The following is a 16,438-nucleotide window of genomic DNA, read 5'->3' on the forward strand; positions in this document are numbered from 1 at the left end:
TTCAGCCGATCTGCGCGTTCTTGGAGACGGTGGTCTGGTCGATGTCGGAGGTCCGTACGGTCACGGCGATCTTCCAGTCGCCGGCCATCGGGATCTGCACGCCGTTCGCCGACCAGTGTCCGGTGGCGATGTGGTCCGGCACGACGGGCAGCGGCCCGATGTCCTCGGACTCGAGGGTGAAGGCGACCTTCACCTCGGGGACGTCGAAGCCCCGGCCGTTGGGCCGCGTGACGTAGACGTGCATGGCGTTGGCGCCCACACGCGCGGGGTCCAGTTCGACCCGTACGACGCCCTTGCCGTCCTCGCCGCCGGTGTCGAAGGACATGTCGAGGGTCAGCGCCCCGGAGACGCCCGCGGACGACGAGGAGGAGGCGGCGGCGGCCTTGGCGGCGTCCTGCTCGGTGCGGCCCGGTTCGGTGGACGTCAGCGCGGTGGTGACCGCCAGCAGCACGACGGCGACGCCCGCCTCGGCGAGCACCGAGCGGCGCAGCCCGAAGCGGTTCGGGTCAGCGTCCCGCAGCCGCTTCTGCCGGGCCGTGTCCATGGCCGCCCGCTGCCGGGCGAGTTGGGCGGCCCGCTTGGGGTCACCGGAACCGGTCGCCCGCTTGGCGTCACCTGAACCGGTCGCCCGCTTGGCGTCACCGGAGGTGGTGGCCGCCACCTTCTGCTTGCGCGGCGCGGCGCTCACCGTCTCCGCGAGCCGTGCCGTCCACCGCCGCGAGATCCAGGCGACGCCGACCAGCAGCGCGACCAGGCCGATCTTGACGAGGAGCAGCCGGCCGTAGCGGGTCTCGGTGAACGCCGACCAGGAACCGAGCTGCCGCCAGGACTGGTAGATCCCGGTGCCGACGAGTGTGACCACGCTGCCGAAGGCGAGCGCGGAGAACCGTCGTACGGCGGTGCCGTCCAGGGGGGTCTCGGGGGACCGGTACAGGGCGACGAGCAGGGTGGTGAGTCCGCCGAGCCAGGCGGCGACGGCCAGCAGGTGGAGGACGTCGACCGGCATCGCGATCCCGGGCTGCAGCCCGGTCGAGGCGTGCTCGGACATCGCCCAGCTCGCCGCGAGCCCGGCCGCGACGACGGTGCCGCCGATCGCCAGCCCGAAGGTGAGGTCCCGCTTCTCCTGTCCCTCCTCGCGCTTGTCGTACGCGCCGAAGAGCACGGCGATGAACAGCGCCGCCGCGGCGAGCAGCAGGAGCCGGGAGACCAGGGCCGCGCCGGTCTTGGTCTGCAGGACGTCGCCGAGGAGGTTCAGGTCGAAGATGTCGGCGACCTTGCCGGAGCCGGTGTAGGAGCCGCGCATCAGCAGCAGCGCGAGCGTGGCCGCGGTGAGCGCGAGCCACCCCGAGACGACGAGCCGCTGCACCGCCCGCACGCCCGTCCCGCGCTGCCAGCAGGCGAGCACGAAGGCGGCGCCGCCCGCCAGGACGACGAAGCCCGCGTAGGAGACATAGCGGCCGAAGCCGTAGAGGACGCCGACGATCCCGCCGCCCGCGCTCTGGTCGGAGACGGAGACGGAGGTCGCCGAGGGGGCGCCGACGGAGAAGGTGTAGGCGCCGGCGACCGGATGGCTGTCGGCCGAGACGACCTGGTAGGAGACGGTGTAGGTGCCGTCCGCCAGACCGCTGTTCAGTTCCACGGAGTACGTCGTGCCGGATACGTTCGCCGGCTTCGCGGTGTCGACGCGCTTGCCGTCGGGGGCGAGGACGCGCACCGAGTCGTCGGAGAGCGCGACCTCTTCGGAGAAGGTGAGCGAGACCCGGTCCGGGGCCTGTTCGACCACCGCCCCCTGCTGGGGGTCGCTGCCGGTCAGCGCGGCGTGCGCGGAGACCGGCCCGGCACCGGCGAGGAGCAGTCCGGCGGCGGCCAGGAGCAGCAGCACCAGGGTCCGGACGCGGGGAGCGATGGTCGGGGTCAAGGGTTGGTCCCTCCCTCAGTGTCCGGTCGCGGGGGTGTACGTGGCCGGCTTGACCGGCATCTCGACCGTGACGGGGTCGGCCTCGGCGAAGTGCAGCACCACGGACACCGTGTCGCCCTGCTTCGGCTTGCGCTTCAGCTTCTCGAACATCAGGTGGTTGCCGCCGCTCTTGAACACGACTTGCCCGTCGGCGGGCACGGGGAGGTTCGCGACCTCCTTCATCGCGGAGTCGACGGTCTCGTGGACGGTGACGGTCCCGGCGATGTCGCTCGTGACGGAGGTCAGTTCGGCCTCGGTGCCGCCGGTGTTCTCGATCGTCAGGAAACCCGCCGCCATGGAGTCGGAGACCGGCTGCGGCATGTAGGCGCCGCTGACGGACAGGTCGGGGCCGGAGTCGTCGGAGGAACCGCAGCCCGCGACGACGAGGCTCGCCGCCAGGACCGCCGCGGACGCCGCCGTGCGCCTCACGGGTTCTCCCCCTTGATGATCTTGGGGAGGTCCTTGGTGTAGTCGTCGACCGTGGCGTCCTCGCCGTAGAGGACATACCCGCCGTCGGTCTTCGGGGAGAAGGCGATGACCTGGGTGCCGTGCGTGGAGACCGTCTTGCCCTTCTCCTTGTGCGGCGGCTCGATGCTGATGCCGAGGGTGCGGGCGCCGGCCTGGATGGTGGCGAAGTCGCCGGTGAGGCCCACGACCTGGGTGTCGATGCCCTTGAGCCACTTGCCGAGCGCGGCGGCCGTGTCCCGCTCGGGGTCGGTGGTGACGAACACGACGCGCAGCTCGTCCTGTTCGGCCTTGGACAGCTGCTTCTTGGCGACGGCGATGTTGTTCATCGTCAGCGGGCAGATGTCGGGGCAGTTGGTGTAGCCGAAGTAGATCAGCGTCGGCTTGCCCGCGGTCTCCTCGCGGAAGTCGTACTTCTTGCCGTTGGTGTCGGTGAGGACCAGGTCCGGCTTCTCGAACGGCTTGTCGAGGACGGTCGCCGCCCGGTCGGAGCCTGCCTCCTCGGAGACCACGGTGACGGGCGAGGCCTCGTCGTCACCGCTGCCGCAGGCGGAGAGGGTCAGGGTGGCGGCGGCGAGCAGGGCGGCCGCCGCGTACTTCTTGGTGCGCATGGCGAGATTTCCCGGAGGTGAGGGGGCGCGCGCCGGGCCGTTCTCACAGGTGTACGGCCGGCGCGCGCCGGAGGGACGGACTCAGGCGTTGGTACGCCGACGGCCGGCGAGCACGCCGTAGGCCACGCCGATGGCGCCGACGACGATGCCCACCACGCCCAGGACGCGGGCGGTGGTGTCGCTGCTGTCGGACTCGGCGTCCTCGGCGGTGGTGGAGGCGGCGGCCTGGGAGGCGTCGTCGGACGGCTCCTCGCTCGCCTCGGAGCCGTGGTGGCCGTCCTCGGAGGCCTCGGACAGGGTCAGCACCGGAGCCGGCTTCTCCGGCTCGTCCTGACCCTCCTGCTGGACCTCGATCCAGCGCGCGACCTCGTCGTCGGAGTAGGTCTGGACGGCCTTGAAGACCAATTCGTCCGAGTCCTCGGGCAGGACGCCCATGGAGACCGGGAACTTCTGGAAGAAGCCGGGCTCGACGCCCTTGCCGGTGGCCGTCCAGGTGATCTTGCTGACGGCCTCGTTGATCTTCTGCCCGTGCAGCTCGATCGGCTTGTCCAGCTTGGCCTTGGTGACCTTCGCGGTCCACCCGGCGACCGGCTCGGGCATCGCGGAGGCGAGCGGCGTGTCCATCGGGAAGCTGACCTCCAGCTTCACGGTGGACGCGGTGTCGCTCTCGTTGGGGACCCGGAAGTCGACGACCGCGTAACCGCCCTTGGCGGCCTCGCCCTCGGGCTGCACGGTCACGTGGGCGAACGCGGGGGCGGACAGGGCGAGCACGGCGGTGCCGGCGAGGACGCAGGCGGCGGCGAGGCGGGAAGAGGCCTTCATTCGGGAGCACTCCACGGTGAGGGATTCGGTTGTTCCGGTGGTGAAGAGGCGCGCTGCGGCCAGGAGGTGGCAGCGCAGGCGCGGGCCGCACGACGGCGGCCCCGACCGGAATCCGTACGGATCTCCCAGCGGTGGGCGCGTCGCGTCAGGCGGCGAGCACGAGTGCGGGCGCGGCGGCGGGCGGGCCGCGCCGGACGACCGTGTGCTGGAGCGCGGCCTCGTGGAGCCGGGGCGGCGCGAGGTCGGCTGTGCGGGGCGGGCGCGGGCCCGTGCGGGGCGTGCCCGGGAGCCCGGCGCGCAGGGTGCGGACCAGGGCGAGGGCGGCGCGCAGGGAGCGTACGAGCGCCGCCTCGGCGAGCGAGTGGGCGGACAGTTCGACCAGTCGCCCGAGCGCGATGTCGCCGCGGCGCAGCAGGTATCCGGCGGCCGCGGCGGCGAGCAGGTGGCCCAGCAGCATCGGCAGGGACGGCAGCAGCGAGGCGGACTCGGTGACCGTCTCGGCCGGGTGCCGGGGGTGGGCGGAGGCGGGGCGGAGCCTGGCCTCGGTGAGTATCTTGTGCGCCTCGGCGGGGCTGATGGCCGCCGTCGTGGTGCCGCACAGGATCCGCGCGGCCTGCGCGACGAGCGTGGCGTCGGCGGAGGCGGCGGCCCGGGTGGCCTCGCCCCCGTGCTGGCCGAGACCGAACAGCGAGTGCAGCACGGTCTGCCCGAGCGCGAGCAGCGCCGCGATGCCGGGCAGGGTCCGCTCCCGTCCGGCGAGGGGTACGGCGACGGCGAGGACCGCGAGGAAGCCCGCGCCCAGCGTCCACAGCGGGATCGAGGCGCAGGAGCCGAGTGCGTGTCCGACCGCGGCCAGCACGACACAGACCGCGGCGAACACCGCGGCCCGCAGGATCCGGACGTCGCGTCCGGCGGGGGCCGGGCGCGGGTGGGGGGCACTCATGGCGGGCCAATCATCGCACTGGTCTTACGGCGCCCATACGGCAGGTCCGCAAGATGCCGTACGGGTGCTCGATGACCTGAAGAGCCGTACAGGCGGAACGTCCCACTCTGGTGTGAACCGGCCCCACATACACCGTTGACGGCCCGGCGCGCATCGCCCATATGGGCGGTATCACGTCAACGGTGTGCTTACAGACGGCCACTCCCGGCAATACGTAACGGTATGTCGAGCCGCGGCCGGGAGGCTGGAGCATGAGCATCTGGTGGTCACTCCATTTGCGGCGGGAAGCTGCGAGCGTGCCGCTCGCCCGGCGGCTGCTGCTCGGCACCATGGAGAGCGCGGGCGTGGACCCCGACGTCTCGTACGACCTCTCCGTCGCGCTGAGCGAGGCCTGCGCGAACGCCGTGGAGCACGGCGGGGACGGGGCGCTCGACGGCGGTTCGCAGGCCTATCGCGTCACCGCCTACCTGGACGGGGAGACCTGCCGGATCGAGGTCGCCGACTCGGGACCCGGCTTCGGGGGCCGGGATTCGCGCGGGACGGTCGTGGACTCCGGCGCGGACTCGGAGAACGGCCGGGGGCTGTACCTCATCCAGGAGCTCGCGGACCACGTCCACATCGCCAGCAAGCCGGGGCAGCGCGGCGCGGTGGTGAGCTTCGACAAGATTCTCAAGTGGCGGAAGGACGCCTCTCCTTTGTTGGCCGTGTAGTGGGCCTCGTCACAAAATCCGGGCGCCTTTTCCGGAAAGCGGCACCCGGGTATGTGAACGGCGAATCAGAAATCGCGCATGGCCGAAAGTGGAGGTCTTAAATCCGTCTTTATCGGCGGCCGATTTCAGCCACACAGGGAGCTCAAAGATTTCTTGAGGCTCCCTCAAGACCTGGTGTTCCGCGGCTCGGTGGCCCAAGGCTGACGGTTTCAAGCCATCCTTGACGAAGCTTTTGCTTGACTGGTTATTGCCCTTCGTACAGCCTCGTGATTCATGACGATAGGTCGCCGAAAGCGTCAACTTGAAGAGTTGTCTCACTTTCTACGGACCCGGCGAATGCGACTGTCCCCGGCGGAAGTCGGGCTCAGCGCGTCGGGTCGCCGGCGTACTCCCGGACTGCGCAGAGAGGAAGTGGCCGTCCTCGCCGGGGTCGGCACGTCCTGGTACACCTGGCTGGAACAAGGAAGGGACATCAACGTCTCGGAATCCGTCCTCGGCGCGATCAGCGGAGCGCTCCGGCTCAACCCCGCCGAGGAGATCTACCTGCACCGCCTGGCCGGCCTGAAGACACCGGACGTCGACCAGCGCGCCGACAGTGGTCCCGCCGACCCCGAGCGGCTGGCCGAGATCGTGAACCACTGGTTCCCCAACCCGGCGCTCGTCCGGGACCGCTGCTGGAACATCCTGGCCGCCAACTCGGCCGTACCGGAGTTCCTCGGCTTCCCGGGACCGGGCGGGAACATCCTGGTGGAGTTCTTCACCGACGAGAGCTGCCGCCGCCGATACGCGCACGCAGACGAACTCGCCCGCAGCACGGTCGCCCGCTTCCGCGCGGACGTCGCCGACTGGTTCGGCCGCCCCGAGGTCGACCGCGTCCTCGACGAGCTCCATGAGCGGAGCCCGGAGTTCGCGCGGCTGTGGGGCGGCCACGAGGTGCTGGAACCGTCCCGGAGCCGCACCAAGGGCATCACCCACGGCACCGTCGGAGCGCTGAGCTTCGACGTGCACGAGTGGGAGCTCGCCGCCGATCACGAGGTCCAGCTGGTCCTGCACATGCCGACGGTGCAGGAGACCCGGGACAAACTGGACGCCTTCTTCGCCGCGGCCGGTCCGGACGATCCGGACCGGCCGGGCGAGGACGAGGGACCCGACGAGGGGGACGATCAGCTGCCGTCGAACGCCGCAGCGGCGGCGTAGGAGTCCTCGAAGGTCTGATACCGCTGGATGAGGCCGTCGCGGACCGTGATCCGGATCGCGAACGGGCCCGAGAACGACTTGCCGGTCGACACCACCTTGTGGCTGAACTCCCCGAGGACGAAGGCGTCCTCGCCGTCCACGGCGATGCGCTCGACATCGAAGCGCTGGGTTTCCACAGCGGCCACGAACCGCTGGAAGTAGCCCTCCACCTCATGGCGGCCGACGAGGCGCCCCGTCCACGGGACGACGGGGGCGCCCGCCACCACCAGCTCCGCCCGGTCGGCGAACAGCTCCGGAAGACCGGGCAGATCGCCCACTCCGAAGCGCCCGAAGAACTCCTGGACCGTCTCCGCGGTACCGCGTGTCATGCGCTGTGTCCTTTCCTTGTTTCACGTGAAACGGCGCCGGCCGGCGCCAGTGCGGCCAGATGGCCGTGGATGCGTGCGAGGTCGGGGGTCTGGTCCTGGGCGGCGACATAGTGGTCAGGGCGGACCAGGACGGCGGAGAAACGACGGCCCGGCGCCGAGCGGACGGACACGAGATCGCCGTACGACTCCTCCAGCTCGGTCAGCCCCGGCGGGCGGGGCCCGGTGATCAGGAGGCTGTAGCGGTCGACGGGGAGGGAGTCGCGCAGGGCCGGGTCCGGGAGCAGCCGGCCGTTGCGGTGGCGGGGGCGTCGCAGCCGTCCGCTCGGGTCCTCGTCGACCGCGGGGCCCGCCGGATAGTGGTTGGTCAGACCGGCCAGCCACGGCGAGTAGAACCGGTCGAAGACGCCGGAGCGTTCGGCGAGCCGGGCGGAGACATCGCGCAGCGCGATCTGCCAGCGCTGGGACAGCATCCACGCCTTCGTCTGCACCTCGGCCTGCTTCACCACCCCCTGGGCGACCGCCGCGCGCTCGGCGCCGTAGCTGTCCAGCAGCCCGGCACCGGCCGCGCCGCGGTGCACCAGGGCCAGCTTCCAGGCGAGGTTGTGCGCGTCGGTCACCCCGGTGTTCAGGCCCTGGCCGCCGGCCGGGCTGTGGATGTGCGCGGCGTCGCCCGCCAGGAAGACCCGCCCGGCCCGGAACCGCTCGGCGTGCCGGGCGTGGATGCTGAACGTGGTCTGCCAGGAGACGTCGTACAGCCGCAGGCCCCCCGGACCCCGCTTGTCGACGAAGTCCTGGAGGACCTCCTGGTCGAGGTCCTCGGGGCGCATGCCGGGCGGTCCCGCGGTGAAGACGCGGAAGCGGCCGTTGTAGAGCGGGACCAGGACCATGATCCCGTTCTTGGTGCAGTAGTAGTGCACGGCGTCCCGCTGGAGGTCCCCGTCGATCGCGGTGTCCGCGAGGATGAAGGTGTTCGGGTAGGTGGCGCCCTTGAACTCGATGCCCAGCGACTTGCGGACGGTGCTGCCCGCTCCGTCGCCGCCGACGACGTAGGCGAACTCCTCGGTGGACTCGGTGCCGTCCGGGGTGCGCAGGGTCGCGAGCACCCCGTCCGGGTCCTGGCTCAGCCGGGTCAGCTCGGTGCGCCACTCGACCTTGCCGCCGGCGTCCGCGAAGGCCTCGCGCAGGAGTTCCTCGACGTCCGGCTGGATGATCACCATCGGGCGGGTGCGGTCGCCGAAGACGATGTCGCAGATCGGGTCGGTGCCGGAGTTGTAGCGGAAGGAGTGCACCGGCAGCCCGTGCTGGTCCATGTAGGCGGCGCCGCCGAGCCCGCGGAACACCTCCAGGGTGCGCGGCCACACCATCAGCGCCTTCGTCAGCGGGCTGGGCTCGGCCGCCCTGTCCACCAGGCGCACCGGGGTGCCCCGGCGGGCCAGTTCGGCGGCGGCGGTGAGACCCACGGGGCCCGCGCCGACGACCAGCACCGGCCGGTGATCGGGTGTGCTCATGTCGCTTCTCCCATCGTGATCGGTTCCCGGGTGTCGGCGGTCCGCGTCTCGGGTGCCGGGCGCAGCATCCGCATGATCAGCGGGGCGCCCAGGGCGCAGACCGCGGCGAGCAGCCACAGCACGGTGTGCAGGGCGGAGGTGTAGGCGCCGGAGACGTACGCGGTGAACTCGGCCCGCTGCTCGGCGGGCACCTGGGCGGCCACGTCGCCGATCTCGCCCTGCACCACCCGGTTGGCGAGCTCACCGACCCCGCCCTCCCAGCCCTGGGGGTTCTGGAGGTTGCCCTGGACGATGCTGACGAGCACGGATCCCATCCCGGCGATGGCGACGGCCTCACCGGTCAGCCGCATGGTGTTGAAGAGCCCGGCCGCCATGCCCGCCCGGCTCGCGTCCACCGCGCCGATGGCCGCGCCGTCGAGCAGGCCGAAGGAGATGCCCACCCCGGTGCCGATGACGAGCAGCGGACCGGCGATCGTGGCCGTGGTGGAGTGCTGGTCCAGCACGGTGAGCCAGGCCGCGCCGCCCGCCACCAGCAGCAGGCTCACGCCGAGCAGCACGGAGGTGCTGACCTTGCGCGCGAGCAGCCCGCTGACCACGGGCAGGGCCAGGACCGGGCCGCTGAGCAGCAGCATGGTCAGACCGGCGGCCCCCGAACTCATGCCGTTCACGCCGATGAAGAAGGACGGCAGGAAGACCAGCAGACACACGAACCCGAAGGCCAGCAGCACCGGCATCAGGCTGATCGCGGCGAACTTCGGCTCGCGCAGCAGCGACAGCTCCAGCATCGGCCGGGCCCGCCGCCTCTCGATCCGTACGAAGGACACCATCAGGCCGACCGCCAGCACCGCGAGCCCCAGCACCACCGGGTGCGCCCAGCCCAGTTGCGGACCCTCGACCAGGGCGAGGGTGAAGGCGAACAGGGCGCCGCTGAACGTGGTCGCGCCCGCGTAGTCCACCCCGGAGGCCTCCGGGTCCCGGGACTCGGCGAGCGCCGGGCGCAGCAGCAGGACGGCGGCGGCGACGGCGGCATGGGCGAGGAACACCGAGCGCCAGCCCCAGGCCCCGACGAGCAGTCCGGACAGGGAGGGGCCGAGGGCGAGTCCGAGCCCGAAGGAGGAGCCGAGGAAGCCGAACGCCCGCGCGCGGGCGGCGCCTTCGTAGGCCTGGGCGAGCAGTGCGGTGGCCGCGGTGAGCACCATCGCGGCGCCGACGCCGGCGGCGCCGCGCAGCACGTCGATCAGGACGACCTCGGAGACGAGGGCGGCACCGGCCGTGCACAGCACGAAGACGACGAGCCCGATCGTGAACATCCGGCGCCGGCCGAGCAGATCGGCGAGCGAGCCCGCGACCAGCATCACACTGGCGAAGGTGAGGTTGTAGGCGTTGACGACCCACTGCACCGTCACCAGCGAGGCGTCCAGGTCGCTGCCGAGATCGGGCAGCGCGACGGAGGTTCCGGTCAGGGAGGCGGGCAGCAGCCCGCAGGAGACACACACCGCGAGCAGCGTGAGAACGGGACGGGACCGTGAGGCACCCGTCGGGCGAGTGGACACGAGAACTCCAGAGTTGGGGAGGACTTCGGGGAAAAGAGGGACGCGCGAGAGGAGGTGCCGCTACGGCGCTTTCGGCACGGCCCGTGCCGCGCGCGCCTGTGCTGCCTGGGCTTGTGCGGCGCGCGCCTGGGCTGCACGGGCTTGTGCGGCGCGCGCCTGTTCGGCGCCCCACAGCACCAGCACCAGCGCGGCCAGGCCGCCCCCGGCCGCGCACACTCCGGCCCACCCGGCGGCGGAGTGCACGGCGCCCGAGAGCGCCGAACCCGCCGCGCCGCCCAGGAAGTAGGCGGTCATGTAGGCCATCGTGATCCGGCTGCGGGCCTCGGGCCGGAGTCGGTAGAGCACACCGAGGTTGGTCACCTGGGCGCCCTGCACACCGAAGTCGAGCAGCAGCACACCGAGCACCAGGCACACCAGCAGCCGGCCGCCGTCGAGGGCGAGCAGCCCCCAGGCGGCCAGGTTGGCGACGTACAGCAGAGTCGAGGCCGTCCGGTCCCGGCCCCGGTCCACCAGCGGCCCCATGAACCGCGCGGCCAGCGCCCCGGCGGCACCGAGCAGCCCGAACGCGCCGATCAGGGCTTCGCCGTACGCGTAGGGCGGCGCCGCCAGCAGGAAGGCCGCCGAGGTCCAGAAGACGCTGAAGGAGGCGAAGGTGAGGAATCCGTACAGACAGCGCAGCCGGAGCAGGGGCTCCTCGGCGACCACCCGCGCCACCGAGCGCAGGAGGGCCGGGTAGCCGAGCCGCTCGGCCGGTTCGAGGTCGGGCAGCAGCCGCCACAGCAGCGCCGCGAGCACCACCATCCCCACCGCGGCGACCGCGAACACCGAGCGCCAGCTGCCGGTCCACTGCGCGAGCAGGCCCGCGCCGGTGCGGGCGAGCAGGACGCCGAGGAGGACCCCGCTGAGCATCCGTCCGGTGACCCGGCCGCGCTGCTCGGGCCGGGCGAGGGCGGCGGCGAACGCCACCAGCAGCGGGGCGCCCACCGCCGTCACCGCCATCAGACCGGACAGCACGACCAGCGCGGCGGCCGAGGGCGCGGCGGCCGAGGCGGCCTGTCCGGCGGCGGTCACCAGCAGCAGCGCCACCAGCAGCTGGCGCCGGTTCACCGTGTCGCCGAGCGGCACCAGCAGGGCGAGGCCCACGGTGTACCCGGCGGTGGAGGCCGTGACCACCAGCGACGCTGCGGTGCTGCCGACGCCGAACGCCGAGGCGATCGAGGTGAGCAGCGGATGCGCGTAGTAGACGTTGGCCACGGCCATCCCGGCGGCCACCGCGAACACGGTGACCAGCCGGTCCGGCAGACCGCCCGCCGGACGCAGGGTCCTGGTGGTCGGCCGGACCGGCGCGGTGGGGGAGGTCATGGGACGAGGACGATCTTTCCGGTGGTGCGGCCCGCCTCGCCGTACTCGTGCGCCTTCGCGGCCTCCGCCAGCTTGAAGACCTGGTCCACCCGGACCCGGAGGCGTCCCGCCTCGACCAGTTCGGCCAGCGCCTCGAGGCCCGCGTGGTCGGGCTCGACCAGGAACCCCGTCACCCGGACGCCCAGGCTCGCGGCGAGCGTGGTGAGTTCGGGGCTGACGTGCCCGATCACCGTGATGAGCAGGCCGCCCGGGCGCAGCGTGCGCAACAGCTCGAAGCTCTGGTCGCCGCCCAGCAGGTCCAGGACGACGTCCTGTCCGGTGACCGAGTGGTGGAGCGGGCCGGTCGTGTAGTCGACGGGGTGGTCCACGCCGACCTCGCGCAGGAAGTCGTGCTTCTCCGCGCGGGCCGTGCCGGTGACCTCCGCGCCCCGGGCCCGTGCGATCTGCGCGGCCAGGTGGCCGACGCCGCCGGCCGCCGCGGTGATCAGCACCTTGTCGCCCCGCCCGGCGCGCGCGGTCTCCACCAGCGTCTGCCAGGCGGTGAGCCCCGCCAGCGGCAGCGCGGCCGCCTCCTCGAAGCTCAGCCCCGGGGGCTTGCGGGCGAACTGCCGGGAGGGAGCGGCCACGTACTCGGCGTACGTGCCGCCCGGGCGAGGGAAGCCGATGAGTCCGAACACCTCGTCGCCCGGCTCGAACCGGGTCACCCGGGGGCCCGACTCCACCACTCCGGCGACGTCCCAGCCCTGCACGAACGGCGGGGCGCCCAGGGCGCCGGGCGGGAACACCCCGGCGCGGATCTTCCAGTCGACGGGGTTGACCCCCGCCGCCGCCACCCGCACCAGCACCTCGGTGGGCAGGGGCCGGGGGCGCTCGACCTCGGTCAGGCGCAGGACGTCCGGGGCGCCGGCCTCCGTGGTCACGACGGCTTTCACCGGCCGCTCCGCTCGTCGAGGTAGGCGGCCCACTCCGACAGCTTCTGGGCCAGGACGAGGTCGCCGTCGGGCACCTGGATGCCGTACTCGCGCTGGATGAACAGGGCGATCTCGATCAGCGTGAGCGAGTCCAGCGAGAGGTCCTCCAGGGTCCTCTCCGGGTCGATCTCCTCGACCCCGATCTCGGCCTTCTCGGCTATGAACGCGACCAGTCCGGGATATGCCGTGACGGGCATCTCGTACTCCCTCCTCGGAGCCGTGCTCCGGGGCTTGCGTGGATCGGTGAGGCGGGGGTGTGAGCGGTGTGGGGGATCGGGCGGCCTTGCGGGGGTGTTGGGGGTGAGCGGGCTCAGCGAGCTCAGCCGGCTCGGCGGACTCAGCGGGCTCAGGCGGCCATGGCCGAGGGCCGGTCCAGGCCCTCGGGCCAGGTCAGGGTGATCGCGCCCCAGGTCGTACCGGCGCCGAAGGCGGTGAGGAGCACCTTGTCGCCGGGGCGCAGCCGGCCCTCGCCGTGCGCGTCGTCCAGGGCCAGCGGGATGGAGGCGGCGGCCGTGTTGCCGGTGTGGCCGATGTTGACGTAGGCCCGTTCCTGGCCGATGCCGAGCTGTTCGGCGACGGCGTGCAGGATGCGGACGTTGGCCTGGTGGCCGACGAGGAGGTCCACGTCGGCGGTGGACCAGCCGGTGCGCTCCAGGACCGTGCGGGAGGCCTCCGTCATCCGCAGCACCGCGTTCTTGAACACCTCGCCGCCGCGCATGGTCAGGTACTGGTCCTCGCGCAGCGCCGCGCTGTGGTGGCTGCGCTGGCGGGAGCCGCCGGCCGCGACCCGGATCAGGTCCGCCTGCAGCCCGTCGCTGGCGAGTTCGGTACGGCGCAGCGCGCCCGGCTCGTCGGCCCGTCCCGCCCGCAGCACCACCGCGCCGGCGCCGTCCGCGAAGATCGGCGCGGTGTTGCGGTCGTAGGGGTCGACGATCGTGGTGAACGCGTCGGCGCCGACCACCAGCACGCTGTCCGCCACCGAGGAGGCGATCAGCCCGGCGCCGGTGGCCAGGGCGTACAGGAAGCCCGAGCAGACGGCCCCGACGTCGAAGGCGGGGACCGTGCCGAGCCCGAGTCCGGCGGCGACGGTCGGACCGGTCGCCGGGCACGGGTGGTCCGGGGTAGCGGTGGCGAGCACCACGGCCCCGACGTCCGGTCCGCCCGCCGAGTCCAGGGCCCGCCGTCCGGCCTCGATGGCGAGGTCGCTGGTGGCGGTGCCGGGGTCGACGATCCGCCGCTCGGAGATACCGGTCCGGGTGCGGATCCAGTCGTCGGAGGTGTCCATCCGGGCGGCCAGGTCGTCGTTGGTCACGACCCGGGTCGGCACCGCGGAACCAAGGCCCGCGAGCACGGCGGCGGGCGCGACGGACCCGGGCTCGGGGGGTCCGGTCGGTGGCGTCGTCGCGCGGTCACCGGGGTCGGTTCGTGGTGTCGTCGCGCGGTCACCGAGGCCGGTCCGTGGCGTCATCGCACGATCACCGAGGCCGGTCCGTGGTGTCATCGCACGATCACCGACGCCCGGTCGGACTCGGTGCGCATGTCCAGGGCCTCGTACTCGGCCCGTGCCTTCGCGATGGCCTCCTCGGGCGACATCAGCGCCGGAAGCTCGAACAGCCGGGCGATCTCCACCAGCCGCTCCTCGACGGTGCCGCCCACCACGTGCGCGGGGATACCGAGTTCGGCGGCGACCTCCAGCAGCCGCTCGTCGGCCATGGAACGGAACCGCTCGTTGACCGGGCGGTGCCCGTCGGCGGCCAGCGCCAGCTCGTTGGGGAGGTGCACGAAGACGTCGTACGTCTGCTTCACGTGCTGCTTGAAGGCGATGCCCAGTTGCTCCATGACCGCGTCGAACACCCGGATGTCCGCGGTGCGTTCGACGCTCTCCAGTTCGCTGAGGTGCACGGAGTCGTTGGGGTTGATGCCGACGATCACCCGCACCGCGCCGTAGATCCACTCCTGGAGGGAGGAGCCGTCGGAGATGAACGAGCCCTCGAAGCGGCTCTCGTGCACGGCGCGGTCCACATGGCGGCGCACGATCAGCTGGACCAGTTCGGCCGCGGTGCACTGCTCCAGGGTCTTGCCGGGCACCGCCTCGGGCAGCAGCTCGCGCATCGTGCGGGCCCGGGTGCGCGGAATTCCGACGTAATGCGCGAGGGCGTACGAGGTGAGGGTCTTGCCGGAGGAATAGGTGCCGGATATGGCGATACGCATGACGGGCTCCAGTTGCAGTCGAGCGAAAGGGAATTCAGTCGGGAAGTCGATGCGCGACAGAACAGCGCACGGTGTTTCCGGCCAGCCGTCCGACGATGTCGGCAGCGCGCCAGATCTCTTCGTCCCGCCGAAGCAACGTGCTGTTTTCCAGCCGTACATCGAGCGGAGTCTCGTAGCGGATCGGATCGGGTTCGGCGCTCGCCCGGAGAGCGGTCGTGCGCATCCACAGCGTGTTGCTGGCGCCCCGGGAGATCCCGTCGGTCTCGTACAGCAGGATCTGGCCGAGCTGCAGGCTCGTCACGAAGGTGTCGATCAGCCCGACGAAGGGCTGGTACAGACCCTCGGTGCCCTCGGTGGCCAGCACGGTCCCGGGCTCCTGGGCCACGTCGACGACGGCGTGCGCGCGGGCCTCGGCGACCCGCACCGCGACCTTGCGCACGCTCTGCGTCCGGGCCGTGAACCCGGTGCCGTAGTACTGCCGTTCCACCGGCCCGAGCAGCTCGGCCGGCCCGGTGCAGGTGGCCGCGGCGAGCGGCCCGCCGGTGGGTCCGGGCCACGGATGGCGCAGGTCGGTGCGGACCCGCATCGCCCCGACCAGGGTCTGCAGCCGCGACACCGCCTCGTCCTCGCCGTCCGGCACCGGCACGCCGAGCACGGTGGTGCGCACCGGAAGACCGGTCAGCTCCTCGTCGGGCACGGTGCCCGCCTTGATCCGCACCGACAGCACACGCCCCGCGCGCCGGCTCTCCGGGCCGAGGCCGAGGCCGTAGGTGAGGGCGGCCTCGCTCAGGTGCACGGCGATGATCAGGCCGTCCACGGTGGACAGATGCGGGCGCAGATCGCCGCGCCTGGCCTTCTTCGACCAGTCGGCCGGGTACACCACATCGAGCCGGCTCGCCAGCTCGGTGGGCACGTCCCGGCCGCCGCTGAGCTCGACCTTGTCGTAGCGGTACTCCACGCGCCGGAATCCGGATCCGAAGAACCGCTTCTCGCCGGGCCCCAGATAGTCGTCGACCGAGTCGAGGAGTAATTCCTTAGCGGGCAGCATTCCAGTCAACGCCAACTCCTTTTCCGGGCCCTGCGGCCGCCGTGTGTTTCCCGGTCGGCTCGAAGCTAGCCGAAATGTTTCGCGGCAACGAGAGTCGGCTCATGCGGTTACTGCCAACACCACCCTGGACACCACCAGTTGCCGCCCTTTTCCGCACACCCCGGAATTGACTAGCGTCGTCGCTGTTCGCGGACACGGATTCCGGTGCCGCACACGGGGAGGCAAAGCCATGACCGCAACCACACTCGGCCCCTGGGCCGTGACACCCGAGTTCAGCCAGCAGCAACTCGTCGCGAAGATGGGGATCGAGCTGGTGCGCTGCGAGCCGGGACTGGTCATCGGCACCATGCCCGTGGACGGCAACCGCCAGCCGGTCGGCATCATGCACGGCGGCGCCAACGCCGTACTGGCCGAGACCCTGGGGTCCATCGCCGCGTTCCTGTACACCGGGCCCGGCGGACAGGCGGTCGGTCTGGACCTGTCCTGCACCCACCACCGCTGGGTGGCCGGCGGCACGGTGACCGGCGAGTGTCGGCCCCTGCACGAGGGCGTCACCACCGCCACCTACGAGATCGTCATCACCGACAGCTCCGGCAGACGCACCTGCACCGCCCGGCTGACCTGCGCCGTGAGCCGCCGCGCCGCCCGTTCCCGGGGCGTTCCGCGCCCGGCGTGACAGGCCCGGGCCGCCGGGCCTCCCCCCGCCATCACC

At 72.1% G+C, this 16,438-nt stretch carries 17 protein-coding genes; 3 read left to right on the forward strand and 14 right to left on the reverse strand.

Annotation, left to right across the window (positions count from 1 at the left end; genetic code table 11):
* Position 1 precedes the first annotated feature (1 nt).
* The 5 genes from AC068Z_RS11590 to AC068Z_RS11610 all read right to left on the reverse strand — a co-directional run bounded on the left by AC068Z_RS11590 (position 2) and on the right by AC068Z_RS11610 (position 4,798).
* Complete coding sequence (locus AC068Z_RS11590; protein WP_478554418.1) at positions 2 to 1,918, reverse strand: copper resistance CopC/CopD family protein; 1,917 nt, start codon at positions 1,916 to 1,918, stop codon at positions 2 to 4.
* A gap of 15 nt (positions 1,919 to 1,933) precedes the next feature.
* A complete protein-coding gene (locus AC068Z_RS11595) occupies positions 1,934 to 2,386 on the reverse strand; it encodes a copper chaperone PCu(A)C (protein WP_478554419.1) in 453 nt (150 codons plus the stop codon).
* Positions 2,383 to 3,033 carry an SCO family protein gene (locus AC068Z_RS11600; RefSeq protein ID WP_478554420.1) on the reverse strand — a complete coding sequence of 217 codons (651 nt, stop codon included), beginning with the start codon at positions 3,031 to 3,033 and terminating at the stop codon, positions 2,383 to 2,385. Before AC068Z_RS11600 ends, AC068Z_RS11595 begins: the two co-directional genes overlap by 4 nt.
* 81 nt (positions 3,034 to 3,114) lie before the next feature.
* Complete coding sequence (locus AC068Z_RS11605) at positions 3,115 to 3,855, reverse strand: YcnI family copper-binding membrane protein (protein ID WP_478554421.1); 741 nt, start codon at positions 3,853 to 3,855, stop codon at positions 3,115 to 3,117.
* Between the two features lie 145 nt (positions 3,856 to 4,000).
* A complete protein-coding gene (locus tag AC068Z_RS11610) occupies positions 4,001 to 4,798 on the reverse strand; it encodes a hypothetical protein (protein ID WP_478554422.1) in 798 nt (265 codons plus the stop codon).
* A 251-nt stretch (positions 4,799 to 5,049) separates the two neighbouring features.
* On the opposite strand from AC068Z_RS11610, the gene AC068Z_RS11615 reads away from it, so the two are divergent.
* Both AC068Z_RS11615 and AC068Z_RS11620 read left to right on the forward strand, forming a co-directional pair.
* Positions 5,050 to 5,508: an ATP-binding protein gene (locus tag AC068Z_RS11615; protein ID WP_478554423.1), complete on the forward strand. Its 459-nt coding sequence runs from the start codon at positions 5,050 to 5,052 to the stop codon at positions 5,506 to 5,508.
* Positions 5,509 to 5,781: 273 nt separating this feature from the next.
* Positions 5,782 to 6,705, forward strand: coding sequence for a helix-turn-helix transcriptional regulator (locus AC068Z_RS11620; protein ID WP_478554424.1), 924 nt, complete (start codon positions 5,782 to 5,784; stop codon positions 6,703 to 6,705).
* On the opposite strand, the gene AC068Z_RS11625 is transcribed toward AC068Z_RS11620, so the two are convergent.
* The 9 genes from AC068Z_RS11625 to AC068Z_RS11665 form a co-directional block, all read right to left on the reverse strand.
* The gene (locus AC068Z_RS11625; RefSeq protein WP_478554425.1) at positions 6,672 to 7,073 is read right to left on the reverse strand and encodes a nuclear transport factor 2 family protein; all 402 of its coding nucleotides are present in this window, start codon (positions 7,071 to 7,073) and stop codon (positions 6,672 to 6,674) included. The two genes, AC068Z_RS11620 and AC068Z_RS11625, sit on opposite strands and share 34 nt — an antisense overlap.
* Positions 7,070 to 8,581, reverse strand: a complete 1,512-nt coding sequence (locus AC068Z_RS11630) for an FAD-dependent monooxygenase (RefSeq protein WP_478554426.1) — start codon at positions 8,579 to 8,581, stop codon at positions 7,070 to 7,072. Before AC068Z_RS11630 ends, AC068Z_RS11625 begins: the two co-directional genes overlap by 4 nt.
* A complete protein-coding gene (locus tag AC068Z_RS11635) occupies positions 8,578 to 10,134 on the reverse strand; it encodes an MFS transporter (RefSeq protein ID WP_478554427.1) in 1,557 nt (518 codons plus the stop codon). The genes AC068Z_RS11630 and AC068Z_RS11635 overlap by 4 nt, the downstream gene beginning before the upstream one ends.
* 60 nt (positions 10,135 to 10,194) lie before the next feature.
* Entirely contained in the window at positions 10,195 to 11,496 is a 1,302-nt protein-coding gene (locus tag AC068Z_RS11640) for an MFS transporter (protein WP_478554428.1), read from the reverse strand.
* On the reverse strand, positions 11,493 to 12,428 hold the full coding sequence (locus tag AC068Z_RS11645; protein WP_478554429.1) for an NADP-dependent oxidoreductase: 936 nt from the start codon (positions 12,426 to 12,428) through the stop codon (positions 11,493 to 11,495). Before AC068Z_RS11645 ends, AC068Z_RS11640 begins: the two co-directional genes overlap by 4 nt.
* Positions 12,425 to 12,664, reverse strand: coding sequence for an acyl carrier protein (locus AC068Z_RS11650; protein WP_451718011.1), 240 nt, complete (start codon positions 12,662 to 12,664; stop codon positions 12,425 to 12,427). The genes AC068Z_RS11645 and AC068Z_RS11650 overlap by 4 nt, the downstream gene beginning before the upstream one ends.
* 149 nt (positions 12,665 to 12,813) lie before the next feature.
* Positions 12,814 to 13,935, reverse strand: a complete 1,122-nt coding sequence (locus tag AC068Z_RS11655; protein WP_478554430.1) for a beta-ketoacyl-ACP synthase III — start codon at positions 13,933 to 13,935, stop codon at positions 12,814 to 12,816.
* 29 nt (positions 13,936 to 13,964) lie between these two features.
* The gene (locus tag AC068Z_RS11660) at positions 13,965 to 14,678 is read right to left on the reverse strand and encodes an AAA family ATPase (protein ID WP_478554431.1); all 714 of its coding nucleotides are present in this window, start codon (positions 14,676 to 14,678) and stop codon (positions 13,965 to 13,967) included.
* A 34-nt stretch (positions 14,679 to 14,712) separates the two neighbouring features.
* Positions 14,713 to 15,726: an AvrD family protein gene (locus tag AC068Z_RS11665; protein ID WP_478554545.1), complete on the reverse strand. Its 1,014-nt coding sequence runs from the start codon at positions 15,724 to 15,726 to the stop codon at positions 14,713 to 14,715.
* A gap of 229 nt (positions 15,727 to 15,955) precedes the next feature.
* On the opposite strand from AC068Z_RS11665, the gene AC068Z_RS11670 reads away from it, so the two are divergent.
* Positions 15,956 to 16,402 (forward strand): hotdog fold thioesterase, encoded by a 447-nt coding sequence (locus AC068Z_RS11670; protein WP_478554432.1) that lies wholly within the window; start codon positions 15,956 to 15,958, stop codon positions 16,400 to 16,402.
* The last annotated feature ends 36 nt before the right edge of the window (positions 16,403 to 16,438 follow it).

The sequence above is a fragment of the Streptomyces sp. NPDC043726 genome (genome assembly GCF_056436565.1).

Excerpts from the sequence above, each read along its gene's own strand:
- AC068Z_RS11650 (WP_451718011.1), bottom strand. The coding sequence starts at position 12,664 with ATGCCCGTCACGGCATATCCCGGACTGGTCGCGTTCATAGCCGAGAAG.
- AC068Z_RS11605 (WP_478554421.1), bottom strand. The coding sequence starts at position 3,855 with ATGAAGGCCTCTTCCCGCCTCGCCGCCGCCTGCGTCCTCGCCGGCACC.
- AC068Z_RS11655 (WP_478554430.1), bottom strand. The coding sequence starts at position 13,935 with ATGACGCCACGGACCGGCCTCGGTGACCGCGCGACGACACCACGAACC.
- AC068Z_RS11610 (WP_478554422.1), bottom strand. The coding sequence starts at position 4,798 with ATGAGTGCCCCCCACCCGCGCCCGGCCCCCGCCGGACGCGACGTCCGG.
- AC068Z_RS11615 (WP_478554423.1), top strand. The coding sequence starts at position 5,050 with ATGAGCATCTGGTGGTCACTCCATTTGCGGCGGGAAGCTGCGAGCGTG.
- AC068Z_RS11625 (WP_478554425.1), bottom strand. The coding sequence starts at position 7,073 with ATGACACGCGGTACCGCGGAGACGGTCCAGGAGTTCTTCGGGCGCTTC.
- AC068Z_RS11660 (WP_478554431.1), bottom strand. The coding sequence starts at position 14,678 with ATGCGTATCGCCATATCCGGCACCTATTCCTCCGGCAAGACCCTCACC.
- AC068Z_RS11665 (WP_478554545.1), bottom strand. The coding sequence starts at position 15,726 with ATGCTGCCCGCTAAGGAATTACTCCTCGACTCGGTCGACGACTATCTG.
- AC068Z_RS11630 (WP_478554426.1), bottom strand. The coding sequence starts at position 8,581 with ATGAGCACACCCGATCACCGGCCGGTGCTGGTCGTCGGCGCGGGCCCC.
- AC068Z_RS11670 (WP_478554432.1), top strand. The coding sequence starts at position 15,956 with ATGACCGCAACCACACTCGGCCCCTGGGCCGTGACACCCGAGTTCAGC.
- AC068Z_RS11640 (WP_478554428.1), bottom strand. The coding sequence starts at position 11,496 with ATGACCTCCCCCACCGCGCCGGTCCGGCCGACCACCAGGACCCTGCGT.
- AC068Z_RS11600 (WP_478554420.1), bottom strand. The coding sequence starts at position 3,033 with ATGCGCACCAAGAAGTACGCGGCGGCCGCCCTGCTCGCCGCCGCCACC.
- AC068Z_RS11620 (WP_478554424.1), top strand. The coding sequence starts at position 5,782 with ATGACGATAGGTCGCCGAAAGCGTCAACTTGAAGAGTTGTCTCACTTT.